The sequence below is a fragment of the Thioalkalivibrio sp. ALMg13-2 genome (assembly GCF_000381185.1).
Classification (GTDB): domain Bacteria; phylum Pseudomonadota; class Gammaproteobacteria; order Ectothiorhodospirales; family Ectothiorhodospiraceae; genus Thioalkalivibrio; species Thioalkalivibrio versutus.
The window spans coordinates 97334-112828 of sequence record NZ_KB906102.1 but is presented as its reverse complement, the minus strand read 5'-3'; the positions used below and the strand labels follow the sequence as shown (position 1 = coordinate 112828).

Genomic DNA, 15495 nt, shown 5'->3' with positions numbered 1-15495 from the left:
TGAACTCGCTACGCTGCGCTCCGCTCAGACATCCAGCGCCTTGAATCCCGCGAAAAGCCTCTCCACTCGGCGCGACGACAACGGGGAGGCAGGTCCAAACAAGGACTATCCCAGCGTTCTTGCCAGTGGATGATGGCTAGGTCTTCGAGCATCTTCGGCACGCTCGGCCTTTGGCCGTTGCGTGCCGCGCCCGCGCGGCGGGCGCCGGGGCCTTCGGACGGCATTGCCTATTGTTATGTCCGGGGGACGGAACACCTTCTGTCTTGACCTTCGCCTCCCGTATGGAGCCCCTTGCGGAAGGGCCCTCGGGCCGGAAGAAGGCGCTGGATGTCTGAGCGGAGCCGAAGGCGCAGCGAGTTCAGCGCCGCAGGCCCGAGGGCCCTGGAGCAAGGTTCCCGGGCAAAATCCGGGGGCCCTTCTTTGGGTACTTTCTTGGGCAAGCAAGAAAGTGCCTCGCGGTGCGCTCGCGAGAGAGCGCCTGGCAGGCGGCGGACCAGAGGCAAGTAAACACTGAGGATGAACCGGGACCAGCCTCCCGGGTCGGCGGCGGACAGAGCCCACCGTAAACACCCGAGGAAGAACCGGGCCCGGCCTGTGCGCCACGCAGCACACACGCCGAGTGCACCATGGGACCTGGAAGTACGGGAGGCTAGTTCTGCGACGCCGGCGGCATCTGGATGAAGCGTTCGCGGTACAGGCGCAGTTCGTCGATGGAATCGCGGATATCCTGCATGGCCTGGTGCGACGCGTTCTTGCGCAACTGCGCGATCACGTCCGGCGCCCAGCGCCGCGCCAGCTCCTTCAAGGTGGAGACATCCAGATTGCGGTAGTGGAAGTACTGCTCCAACTCCGGCATCAGGCGCGCCATGAAGCGCCGGTCCTGGCAGATGGAATTGCCACACATCGGCGAGGCCCCCTTCGGCACATACTGCGCCAGGAACTCCAGGGTCGCCTGCTCCGCATCGCGGGTGTCCGACGAGCTGTTGCGCACCCGTTCGATCAGCCCCGATGTTCCATGGGTGCGCTGGTTCCATTCGTCCATCCCCTCCAGCACCTCGGCCGGCTGGTACAGGGCAATGACTGGCCCTTCGGCCAGGATGTTAAGGTCCTTGTCGGTGACGATGGTCGCCACCTCCAGGATCCGGTCGGTTTGCGGCTCCAGACCGGTCATCTCGAGATCGATCCAGATCAGGTTTTCGGCATTCACGGCCATGTCGCGTACTCCTTCGCGGGGAGGCCGTCGTGTGACGACCACGGCCCTTTCATATGCCGCAGGAGTCTATCATCATGGTTGCGGGGCCTGTGGCCCCGGACTCCAACCCCCGTGATCAGGAGGGAACAATGCGACATACCAACGCACGTATTGCCGCCGGCACTGCCGCGCTGGCCCTGAGCCTTGGCGGCGCGAACATCGCGCTGGCGGATGACATCCGCATGGGACAGGAGCTGCACAGCGACAACTGCATCAGCTGTCACGCCGACATGGTCGGAGGCGATGGCTCCGACCTCTACACGCGATCAAACCGCATGGTCGGCTCGCACGACGAACTGGTGGCCCAGGTTAACAACTGCAACGTGAATCTCGGCACCAACTGGTTCGACGACGAGGTCAATGCCGTGGTCGCCTACCTCAACGCGGAGTACTACCAGTTCGATGACTGATCTGAAGACCAAGCACTGCCAGTCCTGCGAAGGCTTTACCAACCCGATGCCACGGGACGATGCCCAGCGCGCCCTGGGACAGCTGCACGATGCCTGGGGTATCGACGAAACCGGCAAGAGTATCCAGCGCAGCTTCAAGTTCAAGAACTTCCACGAGACCATGGCGTTCGTGAACGCCGTCGCCTGGATCGCGCATGGCGAGGATCATCACCCCGACATGGCGGTCGGCTTCAACCGCTGTGCGGTGGAGTTCTCGACCCATGCCATCGGCGGGCTGAGCGAGAATGACTTTATCTGTGCCGCGCGCGTCGATGCCCTGTTCGACTAACCCTTCCCGCCACGGCCGAGTACGAGCTTGACGCAGATCGCCCGGGTCTTCGCCCGCCACAACCAGATGGCCGACATCGCGGGGCCCGACGCGGCCCCGCGTCGGTTACGCCTGCACCGCCGCTTCCGCGACCTCGCCTGCGGCGACCTGGTCGAGCTGGATGCCACCGGCGACGAGGTGGCCCGCCAGCTGGATCGCAACAACGTGCTCGTGCGCCGCGACGGCTTCGGCCGGCGCAAGGTCATCGCGGCCAATATCGACTGCGTGTGGATTGTGATCGCGCCGGAACCGGCACCCTCGCGCAACCTGATCGACCGCTTTCTGGTGGCAATCCTCAACCTGCCCGCCCGCCCCCGCCTGCTGATCAACAAGCAGGACGAGGGGCCCGCGGCCCGGCCCGAATGGCTGGACGCCTACCGCCAGCTGGACCTGGATCCGCTATTCGTCAGCGCCAAAAGCGGGTTCGGACTGGACGACCTGGCGGCGGCTGCGGCCGGCCAGACCAACATCCTGGTCGGGCAGTCCGGTGTCGGAAAGTCCTCGCTGGTCGCCGCGCTGCTCGAGCAGTACGGGATCGTCGACGCGATCGCGCCAACCACTGGCGACCTGGCCGCCTCCGGCGAGGGACGCCACACCACGGTCACAGCCCAGTGGTTTCCACTGGCCAACGGCGGCGCCTGGATTGACTCGCCCGGCGTGCGCGATTTCACGCCCGAAATCCCGTCCCTGGACACCCTGGAGCGCGGCTTCCCGGACATCGCTGAGCGCGGTGATCAATGCCGCTTCCGTGACTGCCGCCACCAGAGCGAGCCCGGTTGTGCGGTACTGGCCGCGATCGAGGCCGGCGAACTCCCCGCCGCACGCCTGCAGGCCTGGCACGCCCTCGCCGCCGAGATCCCCGCCCAGAACCGCGCGCGCGGGTAACTTTTCCTCGACGAAGCGCACGAAGAACACCCAGGGTTACCAAGCGATTAACGGGAAGGGGAAGCCTGGACGAAGAAAGGCATTGGAAATGCGCGTGTTCGGTGGCGCCCCGGGACGATCCGTGCGAGTCAGCGAATTCCAGCCGGGATTTCTCCCAACCTCCCAATGCCCTGTGAATCGCTTTTCCGGCCCTTCTTCGTGCCTTCGTGTACGTCGTGGTTGCGCCAGACGAGTTCGGGGAGGCCGCACGGTGGCGTGCAGTGAGAGTTGCGGCGGAACGTGTGGCAGGTGTCGCGGCGAGGGGCCGGGATCAGAAGGTCAGGCCCAGCTCGACGCCGATGACCGAGGAGGCCGGCTCGCGGCTCACGCCTTCAAACTCGAGGCGATCAGCCAGCCAGTTATCCGCGGAGTTCAGCGAATAGTCGTCGTAGTACAGGCTCAGGGACAGCTCGGACTGGTTCTGCAGACGCAGGCGGCCATCCAGGCTCAGGTAACCGGCGGTGCGGCCCGTCTCGCGACTGCGATCACCGTAGCCGAAGCCCAGATCCCGATCCTCGCTGGACAGCGGCTGGCGCACGCCCACCCGAAACTGGCTGTCGAAACGCCCGGAGGCGAAGGTCGGCCCGAAGCTGAAATCGGTGAAGTACGCGGTGGACTCACCGGACGGCCCGAGTTCGTTCCAGTCCGGACGCGTCTCCATGCCCACCCCAAGATTCAGGCCGTAGCCGAAGCCCCCACCCAGTTCCTGGTGATAGCCACCCACCGCCTCGAACAGGCGTGTCCCGCCAAAGGCATTGTCGGCCTCGTCCAGGGCCGAGGCATCGCCGGTACTGCGCACCGACAGGCGGTAGCGCGATTCGGTGTCGCGACCCGTTTCCGGCTCGTCGCGCAACGTCACCCCCGCCCCACCGATCCCCTGGGTCTGGGGTGGCGCAACCAGCGAGTAACGGTCGGCGGCGCTGGCAGCGCCCGTGCCCAGTGCGAGCCCCGCAACCACCAGCGAAACCACGAACCAGCCCGAGCGCCACGCGCGCGCACGAAGCGGCCGCAGGCATTGTGCCTGCGGCCGCTTCAGGGCTGCACCGTTCGATCCTTGTCGCGTCACACCAGCAATCCGTGTTGTCGTTCCTGGTCGCTAGCCGGGGGGCCAGCTCAGTGCACGCCCAGCGAGGACATGCATGTGTATATGGTAGACCGTTTGCCCACCGTGGTCGTTGCAATTCATCACGGTTCGATAACCGTTCTCCGCAAATCCGCGATCGCGTGCGATCTCCGCCGCGGCCCGGGCCATCTGCCCGATCACCGGGGCCTCCGCAGCGCTCAAATCGTTCAGCGTGGCAATGTGCGTTTTCGGGATCACCAGCACATGCTCGGGCGCCTGCGGGTTCAGATCCTCGAAGGCCAGCACCGCGTCGTCCTCGAACACCACCCGGGCCGGGATCTCGCCCGCCACGATCTTGCAGAACACGCAATCCGTCATGCCGCTACTCCTGTATCCAAATATTACCACGCATCAATATTCGCGCCGACCCGAAAGTGCATGCGCCAGGGTGCCGGCATCGATGTACTCCAGCTCGCCGCCGCTGGGGATACCCTGGGCGATACGCGTGGTACGAATCCCGTGACGTGCGGCCATCTCCGCGAGGTAATGCGCGGTCACCTCGCCCTCTACCGACGTGTTCGTCGCCAGGATCAGCTCCTCCACACCCTCCGCCTGCAAGCGGGCCTCCAATCGGTCGAGCCCCAGCTCCTCCGGGCCAATCCCGTCCAGCGGCGACAACCGGCCCAGCAAAACGTGAAAGCGACCGCCGAAATCCGTGGCCGACTCGATCGCCAGCACGTCCCCGGGGCTCTCTACTACGCAAACGACCCGCGAATCGCGCTCCGGGTCCGCACAGCGCGAACAGGTCTCGGCCGAGGTCAGCGTGCGGCACACCGAACAATGCCCGATGCGCGCCACGGCCTCGTCCACCGCCCGCGACAGGCGCCGCGCGCCCTCACGGTCGCGCTCCAGCAAGTGCAGCGCCATGCGCCGCGCAGACTTCGCCCCGACCCCGGGGAGGCAGCGCAGCGCCTGGACCAGCTCGTCCAGTTCCGCTTCCATCAGGCGCGCCCGCTCCGCCGGTTCAGAACGGCAGCTTCATGCCGGCCGGCAGGCCCATGCCCTCGGTCAGGCTGCCCATGCGCTCCTGCGTGGTGGACTCGACCTTCTGCACCGCATCGTTGATCGCGGCGGCCACCAGGTCTTCGAGCATGTCGCGATCATCGTCGAACAGGCTGGGGTCGATCTTCACGCGGCGCGCGGCGTACTTGCCGGTCAACACCACGCTGACCAGCCCGCCGCCGGCCTGGCCCTCGATCTCCATCTCGGCCAGCTCGGCCTGCACCTTCTGCATGTCTTCCTGCATCTTCTGGGCCTGCTTCATCAGGCCACCCATGCCACCTTTCATCATCGGTTCGATCTCCTGCCCCGCACAAAGGCGGGTTTGTCCGTATTCGACGGGTTAGCGCGGGGCCGACGACGCGTCGCCCGCGGAGTTGTCTTCGTTGGTTTCGCGAATGCGCACCGCGCCCAGTTCGGCGCCAAATTCCTGGCCCAGGGCCTGGACCACCGGGTCCTCGCGCATGGTCGTCTCGGCGCTAGCCTGACGCTCCGCCGAGGCCGCCGCAAGCCGCGCCGCGGGTGTCGTCTCCGACGGTTCGGACTGGTTGACAATCTCCAGGCGCAGGGAGTGCCCCAGCGTCTTCTCCAGCGCTTCCTTCAGGCGGGTCCTGGCCCGGTCGGTACACAACGTACCCGGAGCCACCGCAATCACCACGCACTCCTGATCATGCTTGCGCAGCTCCGCGTGCAGGGCGAGTTCGCGCACCGTCCCCATGGGCAGACCCTCGGCAAAACGGTGCCAGTCGAACATCCCGTCTGCGGCCACGGCAGGTGCCACCGGTTCCGCCGTCGAAGATGCCGCCGGCGTGGCCTGTCGCGGCGACGACTCGCGGTGCGTGGGCGCATCGGCGTGCACCGGCGGTGTGGGTGCCTCCCGCGGAGGTGGCGGCTCGCTCACCCGCTCGCGGGGCGGCGGCGAGTTTTCACCGCTGCGCGAGGCCGCCTGCGCGGCCGATGTCGGCACGGCCGGTTCGACTGCAGCGGGTTGCACCGCGGGTGCCGCATTACGGGAGGGCGCGGCGCGCGGCGCAGACACTTCCCCGCGCACCGTGGCCGGCCGGCGTTCGGCCTGGCCCTCGCCCTCCCCAGACCCCGGGGCTGGCTCCGGGCGAAAGGCCAGCAGGCGCAGCAGGGTCATCTCCACGCCCATGCGCGCGTCCGGCGCGTAGGGCAGATCACGCACCCCGTGAATCAGGATCTGATAGGTCAGCTGAATCGTTTCCGGGTCGACCCGGCCGGCGGCCTCGTGTGCCCAGACCAGCGCCTCCTCGCCCGCCGCCGGTGTGGCACCGGCCACCTGCTGCACCGCCACTTGGTGCACCAGCGCGGCGAGCTCGTCCAGCAGGCGCGACCAGTCGGGTCCCAGCGTCTCCAGCTCCGCCAGCCCCGCCAGCAGGGCCGGGCCGTCCCCGGCAAACACCGCATCCAGCAGCGCGGCCAGTCGCGTGCGCGGGAGCAATCCAAGCATGTCGCAGGCGTCCGATTCGCTCAGGCGGTCGCCGCCATAGGCAATCGCCTGGTCGGTCAGACTCAGGGCATCGCGCATCGAGCCCTCGGCCGCCTCGCCCAGACGCAGCAGGGCACCCGGCTCCGCCTCGACGCCTTCGGCGGCCAGGATCCGGGTCAGGTGCTCGGCGATCATCGCCGGCGGCATCGGTTTCAGGTTGAACTGCAGGCAGCGCGACAGCACGGTGACCGGCAGCTTCTGCGGATCGGTCGTCGCCAGCAGGAACTTCACGTGTTCCGGCGGCTCCTCCAGGGTCTTCAACAGGGCGTTGAAGCTCTTCTCGGAGAGCATGTGTACCTCGTCGATCAGGTACACCTTGAAGCGCCCGGTGGTCGGGGCATAGGAGACGTTGTCCAGCAGCTCGCGGGTATCGTCCACCCGGGTGCGCGAGGCGGCATCCACTTCGATCAAGTCGAGGTGACGACCCTCGGCGATCTCCACGCAGGAACGGCACTCGCCGCAGGGCGTGGCCGTAACGCCGGTCTCGCAATTGAGACAGCGCGCAAGAATCCGGGCAATGGAGGTCTTGCCCACCCCGCGGGTACCGGCAAACAGGTAGGCGTGGTGCAGGCGTTCGCCGCTCAGGGCATTGGCCAGGGCGCGCACCACATGCGGCTGCCCGACCAGGTCCTCGAAGCGCGAGGGGCGCCACTTGCGGGCCAGAACCTGGTGACTCATGCCTCCCCCGTCAGTGGAGTCTGTTGCGTGCCCGGGTGCGGGGCAATCACCGCAGGAATCTGGGCCGCAAGGAAAAGGGTGGTGGCCCGCACCCGCCACACCCCGGCGCCCGACGCAGCTGCTACCGTTGCTCCCTTCCGGGCCTGGCGGGGTTCACAACCTGTCGTCGCGAGGGGACTGATACGGACCACCATAACGCGGACCGCGATTCGGGCTTTCCGAATCCGGGCGGCAAGCTTCCGCATTTCCGGCGGACGCGTCAACCTTGAGACGCCACCAAGGGCCGGAACTGACGATAGCCCGAAACTAACAACCGTATAGAGAACGAAAACTGGATCAATGAGAGGCCAGCCCTTATCTTGAGTCTCGCAGTCGGGCATCGCCTCGACCGAACCCAAATTTTCTTTCTGGTCTACTGCAATTAACACCCAAACAGGAGTACGAAACATGGAACTCGAAAATCGCGAAGGTCAGCGCGTCCCGGAAGTCACCTTCCGCTGCCGCAAGGACAACGACTGGAATGACGTCCGCAGCGAAGACCTGTTCAAGGGTCGCAACGTGGTCGTGTTCGCCCTGCCGGGCGCATTCACCCCGACCTGCTCGTCCGCCCACGTGCCGCGTTACAACGAGCTGGCACCGGTTCTCAAGCAGCACGGCATCGACGAGATCGTCTGCATCTCGGTCAATGACGGCTTCGTGATGGAAGCCTGGCAGGCCGATCAGCAGGCCGACCGGGTGACTTTCATCGCCGACGGTAACGGCGAATTCACCGAACAGATGGGCATGCTGGTCGACAAGAGCGACCTTGGCTTTGGTCACCGCTCCTGGCGCTACTCCATGCTGGTGCGCGACGGCGTGATCGAGAAGCAGTTCATCGAGCCGGACGAGCCGGGCGACCCCTTCGTCGTCTCCGACGCCGACACGATGCTCGCCCACGTCGCCCCGGACGCAGCCTGCCCCGAAGACGTCGTGGTCTTCACCAAGCCGGGCTGCCCGTACTGCGCCAGCGCCAAGGAGATGCTGGAGAACGCCGGTCTCGACTACGAGGAGATCGTGCTGGGTCGCGACGCCAGCCTGCGCAGCCTGCGGGCGGCTACCGGTGCGATGACCGTGCCGCAGGTGTTCGTCGGCGGGCACCGCATCGGCGGCGCGGAAGATCTGCAGGAGTGGATCTCCCGCGAGAAAAAGGCGGCGTAACTCGTCACCACCACCCGGGGCGGGTCCATGGCCCGCCCCGGATGGCCATCTGCTCCCACAGGTGGCCATCCGTGTCCGGACGTCGAATCCGGACGTCCGGACACGGATGGCAAACCCTGACGACCGTAACGACGGCGGTCGTTATGCGAAACTTCGACTAAACCCAACGTTGACCGAATCCTTCGAGGAACCGACATGGAACACTACGACATCATCGTGATCGGCGGCGGCAGCGGCGGCCTGGCCGTTGCGGAACGTGCCGCCCCGCACGGCGCCCGCGTCGCCGTGTTCGATCCCAAGCCCCTGGGCGGCACCTGCGTGAACGAGGGCTGCGTCCCGAAAAAGCTCACCTGGTACGCCGCGGAGCACCTGTCGCACGCCCGTGAGGCCGGCGAGTTCGGTGTGGACGTCGAGATCAAGGGCATCCGCTATGCCGACCTGGCGAACAAACGCCAGGCAATGCTGAAGGACCTGAACAACTTCTGGTCCGGGCACGTGGAGAAGCTGGGCGTGACCCACATCCCGGAACGGGCCCGCCTGGCCGACACGAACAAGGTGGTCAGCGAGAGCGGCACCGAGTACACCGCCGAGCGCATCGTGTTGGCCATGGGTGGCGCCCCGCTGGTACCGCCGCTCGAGGGCGCCGAGCTGGGTGCCACCTCCGACGACTTCTTCGAGTGGACCGAGCTGCCGGAATCCATCGCCGTAATCGGCGGAGGCTACATCGGACTGGAAATGGCCGGCATGCTGCGCTCCATGGGTGTGAAGACCGACGTGGTCGCCATGGAGGACCGCGTGCTGGAGATCGCCGACCCGATGATCTCGCAGACGCTGGACCAGCACATGGAGCACCAGGGCATCGGCCGCCATCTGGGCATGAAGGCCGCGGGTCTGGGCGGCAAGCCCGGCGCGGTCACCGTCAAACTGGAAGGCGGCAAGGAACTGGGCCCGTACGAGAAGGTGCTGTGGGCCGTCGGCCGCAAGCCGGCCACCCAGGACATGGGTCTGGAAGAGGTCGGCGTCGAGATCGCCCGCGGCGGCACCATCCCGGTAGACGAGTGGCAGGCGACCAACGTCGAGGGCATCTACGCCCTGGGCGATATCATCGGCAAGGGGCCGCTGACCCCCGTGGCCATCGCCGCCGGTCGCCGCCTGGCCGCGCACTGGTATGCCCCGGAGACGAATCCCGTGCCGGTGGACTACGACCAGATCCCCACGGTCACCTTTACGCACCCGACCGCGGGCATGGTCGGCCTCACCGAGCCGCAGGCAGTGGAGAAGCACGGAGACAAGGTGCGTATCTACGAGACGCAGTTCGGCGGCCTGAACCGCGCCTTCGCCGAGGGCGAGGTGCCGCCGGTGGCGATGAAGCTGGTCTGCGTCGGGGACGACGAAAAGGTGGTGGGCATCCACATGATCGGCGCCAATGTCGACGAGATGCTGCAGGGTTTCGCGGTGGCCGTGCGCATGGGCGCGACCAAGCGCGATCTGGACCTGACAATCCCGCTGCACCCGACCAGCGCCGAGGAACTGGTCACCCTGAAGGAAGGCCGCCCGGGCCGCCAGGAAGGCATCGCCAAGGCCGCCTGAGGGGCGCCGCGCCCGCACCACGCAAAAACCGCCCCGGGGAACTCCACCGGGGCGGCTTCACCAGCTTTCCTCGCGGGCCCTCTGTGCCCGCTTGTTCAGGCCCGTGTGACCAGGATCGCTAGCCGACCGATGCAGTGAACGCGTCGCCCTTGGGAGACGCTATCGAAGGCACGGCGTTCTTATTCGGAACGAATCAGAATGTAAAATTTACTGACTACCCTGAAGACGCCCGCGATTCTCCCGAAACACCCGGGATCAGAAAAGAAACATGCGTGGTTCATGTTCGATCACTTGGAACCCGCGCGCACCCGCGGAACCGAAAAAGGCTGATGGGCGAGCCGCCATCCGCTCATGGCAACCCACCCACCAGCCTTTTGTTTCCTGATCGCGGTGTCCGATTGAACGAATGCCTTGCCGAAACGGCTCAGGCACATGGCGCACTTGATCAATCCATGTCGCGCGCCGGACCCTCCTCGTCGAACGCGTCGTCATACCCCTGGGGACTGCGTCCGCCGTCTTGCGGCTCGTCCTCGCGCAGGTCCTCAACCCAGCCACGCAGGTCGTTCTCCACATCTTCGACGGTCTCGTCGACCGCCTCGCCGGCCTCCTCCGCCGGACCCGGGTCGGAACACGCGGCCAGCAGCCCTGCAGCCACCAGCAACAGGGCCATCCGGTACAGCGGAAAGCCCGCGAAACCGATCCCACCCTTACGGGTCCTGTGGGTTTTTCGCATTGCGCCAGTCATCTCGCGTTTCTCCATGGATTGTCTCGGACACTCGGCACTCGGCCCGCAAAACCCCAATGCACTACCTATCGAACATGCGAATTGAATCGCCACTCTTGCCACCACCCGGACGTTATCCTGAAGGGGTTAAAACGCGTCGATCAGCACGCTCAGTTTGTCCCTCCCCAGGCGATCCAGTCTCGAATTGCATTCCAGAACTGAGAACGAGTTCGCCAAGCACAATCAAAGCATAGACCCAGAACACGAAATCCGGCCTACACTTGATCATTCAATAGATTTGCAAGGAGTGACATCATGCTGGGATGGGCATTGCTATTTCTGATCGTTGCGATCGTCGCGGGCGCGCTGGGGCTGAGCGGGATTGCCGGGGCCGCCACGCAAATCGCCTGGATCCTGTTTGTCGTGGGCCTGATCCTGGCGGTGGTGTTCTTCGTCACCGGGAGGCGCCCCCCGGTGTAACGAAGGCTTGCTGACGACCGGGGCGAATGCGAACAGGTCGGCATTCGCCCCCGTTACGCCGCGGGCCGGTGTAACGAGAAGAAACACGCACGTTACGCAACGTAACGCACGGAACAGACCGCTTGGCCACAACCTGCTGATTCGCGGGGGCCAAAGAATTGGCGTGCAACTTGCAGTAGACCCCCGAGACGTGAACACCATCACTTTGGGGATGCCGCTACCGCCATGTCCGACGCGCTCGACAGCACCCGGGAGTTCCTCGGCGCCCACGCCCCGTTCGACCAGCTCGAGACGGATGCGCTGGAGTTCCTGCTGCCCCGCCTGGAGAGCCGCTTCTACGCGCGTGGCGCGCGCATCACCGACCCCGAGGCCGGTCCGGCCCAGCGTTTCCACATCATCCGCCAGGGCCGCATCCGCGGCGAGACCCCCAGCGAGGACGAACAGCTCTCCGGCAAGGCCTGGGAGCTGATCCCCGGCGAATGCTTCCCGATCGGCGCCCTCCTCGGCCGCCGCGCGGTACATACCGTGCATCGCGCAGCCGAGGACACCGTCTGCCTGGAACTGAGCCTGGAGGACTTCGACCGCCTGCGCGCCCGTTCGCGGGTCTTTAACGACTTCTGCACGCGCCGCCTGGCCAACCTGCTGGACCGCCTGCAGCAGGGCCTGGACACCCTGTCCGCCCGCGACGGTGGCGCCGGACAACTCAACACGCCGCTGGTCCTGCGCCTGGCGCGCAGCCCGGTTACCTGCCGCCCGGACACCCGGCTGCGCGAGGTCCTGACCACCATGCGCGACGAACGGGTCGGCTCCATCGTCGCGGTCGACGACAACCAGCGGCCGGTGGGCATCTTCACCCTGCATGACCTGCTCTCGCGCGTGGCGCTGGCGGATGTCGACCTCGACACCCCGGTCGCGGCCGTGATGACCCCCGACCCGGTGGCGCTGGAGGAGAGCACCCCGGGCTTCGAGGGTATTGAGGCGATGACCGAGCACGGGATGACCCACCTGTGTGTGGTGCGCGACGGCCGCCTGGTCGGCGTGCTGGGCGAGCGCGACCTGCTGACCAGTCAGCCGCTGACCCTGGACGGTCTGGTGCGCGCGATCCGCCGCGCCGACTCTGTCACCGCCGTCGCCGAGCGCCTGCGCCAGGTGCCACGCCTGATCGAGGCCGTGGCCGGCCAGGGCGCGGAGGCCGATCAGGTCCTGCGCCTGATCACGCGTCTCAACGAACACGCCACCCGCCGGGTGCTGGCCCTGTTACGGCCGCAGCACGAGGCCATCGAGGGCATCGACTTCACTTGGCTGGCGTTCGGCTCCCAGGCGCGCGAGGAGCAGGCCCTGGTCACGGACCAGGACAACGGCATCCTGTTCGACGCCGCGGCCAGCGACGCGGACGCGGTCCGCGAGCGCCTGCTGCCGTACGCGAAGGACGTGAACCAGGCGCTGGCCGAGTGCGGGTTCATGCTGTGCCCCGGCAACATCATGGCCGGCAACCCGGAGTGCTGCCTGAGCGGCCCGGAGTGGGATCAGCGTTTCACCCGCTGGATCGAGCAGGGCACGCCGGAGCACCTGCTCAAGAGCAGCATCTTCTTCGATCTGCGCGCCGTGGACGGCGATGCCGGACCCGTCGAGGCGCTGCGCACCCGCCTGCTGCAGAAGACCGCCTTCAACAGCCGCTTCCGCCGCCAGATGGCCGCCAACCAGCAGATGTTCCGCCCACCGCTGGGTCTGTTCGGCGAGATCAAGAGCGGGTCCAACGGGATCGATATCAAGAAACAGGGGCTCACGCCCTTCGTCGACGGCGCACGGGTGATCGCGCTGGCGGCCGAGTTGCCGGCCACACGCACCCACGAACGTCTGGACCAGGCCGTTGCAGCCGACGTAATGCGCGCCGCCGATGCCCAGGACTACCACGCCGCACTGCGCTACCTGCAGATGCTGCGCCTGCGCGCCCAGCAAAAGGCGCTGCGCGAGGGACGCGACGACGACAACCGAATCCGGCCGGAAGAGCTGGGTGCCCTGGAGGGACGGGTGCTCAAGGAGAGTTTCCGGCAGGCCCGCAAGCTGCAGGGACAGCTTGAGGTGCAATACCAGCTGTGATGGAACACGGCAAACAACAAAACCTTACGAGAGGAGCATCGTCATGTCACAAGAAGACCTGAGCCGGCAGGCCTACTGGCGGGCGCATCTGCGTCTGCTGGGTATCTGCCTGGCAATCTGGTTCCTGGTGTCGTTCGTGCTGGGCATTCTGGTCTCCCAGCCGCTGAACGCGATCCAGCTGGGGGGCTATCCGCTGGGCTTCTGGTTCGCGCAACAGGGCTCGATCTACACCTTCATCATCCTGATCTTTGTTTATGCCTGGCGCATGAACGTCCTGGATCGCAAGTTCAACGTCCACGAGGAGTAAGCCTGTCATGGATCAACAGACTCTAAGCCTGCTCGTGGTCGGGGCGACCTTCGCCCTGTACATCGGCATTGCCATCTGGGCGCGCGCCGGTTCGACCAGCGAGTTCTACGTCGCCGGGCGCGGCATTAACCCGATCGCCAACGGCATGGCCACGGCCGCGGACTGGATGTCCGCCGCGTCGTTCATCTCCATGGCCGGCCTGATCGCGTTCCTCGGCTTCACCGGGGGTGCGTACCTGATGGGCTGGACCGGCGGCTACGTGCTGATGGCACTGCTGCTGGCCCCGTACCTGCGCAAGTTCGGGAAGTTCACGGTGCCGGAATTCATCGGTGACCGCTTCTACTCGAAGACCGCGCGCATTATCGCGGTAATCTCCCTGATCGTGATGTCCGTGACCTACGTGATCGGGCAGATGCGCGGGGTCGGGATCGCCTTCTCCAACATCCTGGAAGTGCCACTGGCCACCGGCCTGATCGCCGGCATGACCGTGGTGTTCATCTACGCCGTGCTCGGCGGGATGAAAGGCATCACCTACACCCAGATCGCGCAGTACGTGATCATGATCTTTGCCTACACGGTGCCGGCGATCTTCATTGCCATCACCCTGACCGGCAATCCGGTCCCGCAGCTGGGACTGGGCTCCACCCTGCAGGGGACGGATACCTACCTGCTGGAGGCGCTGGACCAGACCATGGTCGATCTGGGCTTCCACGCCTACACCGAAGTGGGCGGCATGAGCATGCTCAACATGTTCCTGCTGACGCTGGCGCTGATGATCGGTACCGCGGGCCTGCCGCACGTGATCATCCGCTTCTTCACCGTTCCGCGCGTGCGTGATGCCCGCAAGTCCGCCGGCTGGGCGCTGGTGTTCATCGGCATCCTCTACACCACCGCCCCGGCAGTCGGCGCGATGGCCATCTGGAACCTGGTGAACACCGTCCACCCGGGCGAGATCGGCACCGAAGAGGGGCATCTGGCCCATGCGGACCGGCCGGCGTGGATGGAGCGCTGGGAACAGACCGGCCTGCTCGCCTTCGAGGACAAGAACGACGACGGCGTGATCCAGTACTACAACGACGGCAACGAAGAGTTCGCGGCTTTCGCCGAAGAGGAATACGGCTGGGAAGGTTCCGAGATCGTCACCCTCGACCGCGACATCATGGTGCTGGCCAACCCCGAGATCGCCGGGCTTCCGGGCTGGGTCATCGCACTGGTCGCAGCGGGCGGTATTGCCGCCGCACTGTCGACCGCAGCGGGACTGCTGCTGGCCATTGCGTCGGCCATCTCGCATGACTTGCTGAAGGGCGTGTTCATGCCAAGGATCAGCGAGAAGAGAGAGCTCATGGCCGGACGTATCGCCATGGGTGTCGCCATCCTGTTCGCCGGTTATCTGGGGCTGAATCCACCCGGCTTCGCGGCCGAGGTGGTGGCACTGGCCTTCGGTCTCGCCGCGGCCTCGCTGTTCCCGACCCTGATGATGGGCATCTTCATGAAGAAGATGAACAAGGAAGGCGCGATCGCCGGCATGCTGGTGGGGCTGCTGACCACCCTTCTGTACATCTTCACGTACAAGGGCTGGTTCTTCTTCTCCGGCACCGCCATGCTCCCGGACAACCCGGACGGCTGGCTGCTGGGCGTGAACCCGACCGGCTTCGGCGCCATCGGCGCGGTCTTCAACTTCGTCACCGCCTACATCGTGATGAAGCTGACCAAGGAGCCGCCGAAGGACATCCAGGATCTGGTGGAAAGCGTGCGCGTACCGCGTACCGAAGGCTGATGGACGGTCCCGCCATGACCAACATGGCGGGACCCCTGCCACCATGACTGGATGGTC

Annotated in this window: 16 protein-coding genes, 1 other RNA gene and 1 pseudogene; 10 read left to right on the top strand and 8 right to left on the bottom strand. The window is 66.0% G+C overall.

All coding sequences use genetic code 11. The features are described 5' to 3' along the window. The first annotated feature begins 129 nt into the window (after nucleotides 1-129). Nucleotides 130-335 (top strand): annotated as a pseudogene (locus F618_RS16560) (hypothetical protein). Between the two features lie 314 nt (nucleotides 336-649). Here F618_RS16560 and orn read toward each other — a convergent pair. Further along, on the bottom strand, nucleotides 650-1213 hold the full coding sequence (gene orn, locus F618_RS0103200) for an oligoribonuclease (protein ID WP_018169368.1): 564 nt from the start codon (nucleotides 1211-1213) through the stop codon (nucleotides 650-652). A 128-nt stretch (nucleotides 1214-1341) separates the two neighbouring features. Between orn and F618_RS0103195 the strand changes: the two genes are divergently transcribed. The 3 genes from F618_RS0103195 to rsgA are packed head-to-tail and all read left to right on the top strand — an operon-like array spanning nucleotide 1342 to nucleotide 2914. Continuing rightward, nucleotides 1342-1662 carry a cytochrome c gene (locus tag F618_RS0103195; RefSeq protein WP_018169367.1) on the top strand — a complete coding sequence of 107 codons (321 nt, stop codon included), beginning with the start codon at nucleotides 1342-1344 and terminating at the stop codon, nucleotides 1660-1662. Further along, nucleotides 1655-1990 (top strand): 4a-hydroxytetrahydrobiopterin dehydratase, encoded by a 336-nt coding sequence (locus F618_RS0103190; RefSeq protein WP_018169366.1) that lies wholly within the window; start codon nucleotides 1655-1657, stop codon nucleotides 1988-1990. The genes F618_RS0103195 and F618_RS0103190 overlap by 8 nt, the downstream gene beginning before the upstream one ends. A gap of 27 nt (nucleotides 1991-2017) precedes the next feature. Then, nucleotides 2018-2914, top strand: a complete 897-nt coding sequence (gene rsgA / locus F618_RS0103185; protein WP_018938440.1) for a ribosome small subunit-dependent GTPase A — start codon at nucleotides 2018-2020, stop codon at nucleotides 2912-2914. Nucleotides 2915-3224: 310 nt separating this feature from the next. Here the strand turns inward: rsgA and F618_RS0103180 are convergent, their stop codons facing one another. The 6 genes from F618_RS0103180 to ffs form a co-directional block, all read right to left on the bottom strand. Then, nucleotides 3225-4019, bottom strand: a complete 795-nt coding sequence (locus F618_RS0103180; protein ID WP_019562727.1) for a hypothetical protein — start codon at nucleotides 4017-4019, stop codon at nucleotides 3225-3227. A 30-nt stretch (nucleotides 4020-4049) separates the two neighbouring features. Further along, complete coding sequence (locus tag F618_RS0103175; RefSeq protein WP_018169363.1) at nucleotides 4050-4394, bottom strand: histidine triad nucleotide-binding protein; 345 nt, start codon at nucleotides 4392-4394, stop codon at nucleotides 4050-4052. Between the two features lie 33 nt (nucleotides 4395-4427). After that, nucleotides 4428-5018, bottom strand: a complete 591-nt coding sequence (gene recR, locus F618_RS0103170) for a recombination mediator RecR (protein WP_018146145.1) — start codon at nucleotides 5016-5018, stop codon at nucleotides 4428-4430. A 22-nt stretch (nucleotides 5019-5040) separates the two neighbouring features. After that, the gene (locus F618_RS0103165; protein ID WP_018146146.1) at nucleotides 5041-5367 is read right to left on the bottom strand and encodes a YbaB/EbfC family nucleoid-associated protein; all 327 of its coding nucleotides are present in this window, start codon (nucleotides 5365-5367) and stop codon (nucleotides 5041-5043) included. A 51-nt stretch (nucleotides 5368-5418) separates the two neighbouring features. After that, the gene (dnaX, locus tag F618_RS0103160) at nucleotides 5419-7263 is read right to left on the bottom strand and encodes a DNA polymerase III subunit gamma/tau (RefSeq protein ID WP_019567736.1); all 1845 of its coding nucleotides are present in this window, start codon (nucleotides 7261-7263) and stop codon (nucleotides 5419-5421) included. An 86-nt stretch (nucleotides 7264-7349) separates the two neighbouring features. Next, an RNA gene (gene ffs, locus F618_RS15315) (signal recognition particle sRNA small type) lies at nucleotides 7350-7446 on the bottom strand. 264 nt (nucleotides 7447-7710) lie between these two features. On the opposite strand from ffs, the gene F618_RS0103155 reads away from it, so the two are divergent. Together F618_RS0103155 and gorA are read left to right on the top strand one after the other, a co-directional pair. Next, nucleotides 7711-8460 carry a glutathione peroxidase gene (locus tag F618_RS0103155; RefSeq protein ID WP_018169361.1) on the top strand — a complete coding sequence of 250 codons (750 nt, stop codon included), beginning with the start codon at nucleotides 7711-7713 and terminating at the stop codon, nucleotides 8458-8460. A 195-nt stretch (nucleotides 8461-8655) separates the two neighbouring features. Next, on the top strand, nucleotides 8656-10050 hold the full coding sequence (gene gorA / locus F618_RS0103150) for a glutathione-disulfide reductase (RefSeq protein WP_019567735.1): 1395 nt from the start codon (nucleotides 8656-8658) through the stop codon (nucleotides 10048-10050). Between the two features lie 445 nt (nucleotides 10051-10495). On the opposite strand, the gene F618_RS0103145 is transcribed toward gorA, so the two are convergent. Next, nucleotides 10496-10783, bottom strand: a complete 288-nt coding sequence (locus F618_RS0103145; protein WP_019567734.1) for a hypothetical protein — start codon at nucleotides 10781-10783, stop codon at nucleotides 10496-10498. Between the two features lie 306 nt (nucleotides 10784-11089). Between F618_RS0103145 and F618_RS15310 the strand changes: the two genes are divergently transcribed. The 4 genes from F618_RS15310 (at nucleotide 11090) to F618_RS0103125 (ending at nucleotide 15438) form a co-directional block, all read left to right on the top strand. Next, nucleotides 11090-11254 (top strand): DUF1328 domain-containing protein, encoded by a 165-nt coding sequence (locus F618_RS15310; protein ID WP_018146152.1) that lies wholly within the window; start codon nucleotides 11090-11092, stop codon nucleotides 11252-11254. Nucleotides 11255-11479: 225 nt separating this feature from the next. Next, entirely contained in the window at nucleotides 11480-13354 is a 1875-nt protein-coding gene (locus F618_RS0103135; RefSeq protein ID WP_019567733.1) for a DUF294 nucleotidyltransferase-like domain-containing protein, read from the top strand. A 43-nt stretch (nucleotides 13355-13397) separates the two neighbouring features. Next, nucleotides 13398-13661: a DUF4212 domain-containing protein gene (locus F618_RS0103130; protein ID WP_018948713.1), complete on the top strand. Its 264-nt coding sequence runs from the start codon at nucleotides 13398-13400 to the stop codon at nucleotides 13659-13661. Nucleotides 13662-13668: 7 nt separating this feature from the next. Then, nucleotides 13669-15438 (top strand): sodium:solute symporter family protein, encoded by a 1770-nt coding sequence (locus F618_RS0103125; protein ID WP_018169356.1) that lies wholly within the window; start codon nucleotides 13669-13671, stop codon nucleotides 15436-15438. The last annotated feature ends 57 nt before the right edge of the window (nucleotides 15439-15495 follow it).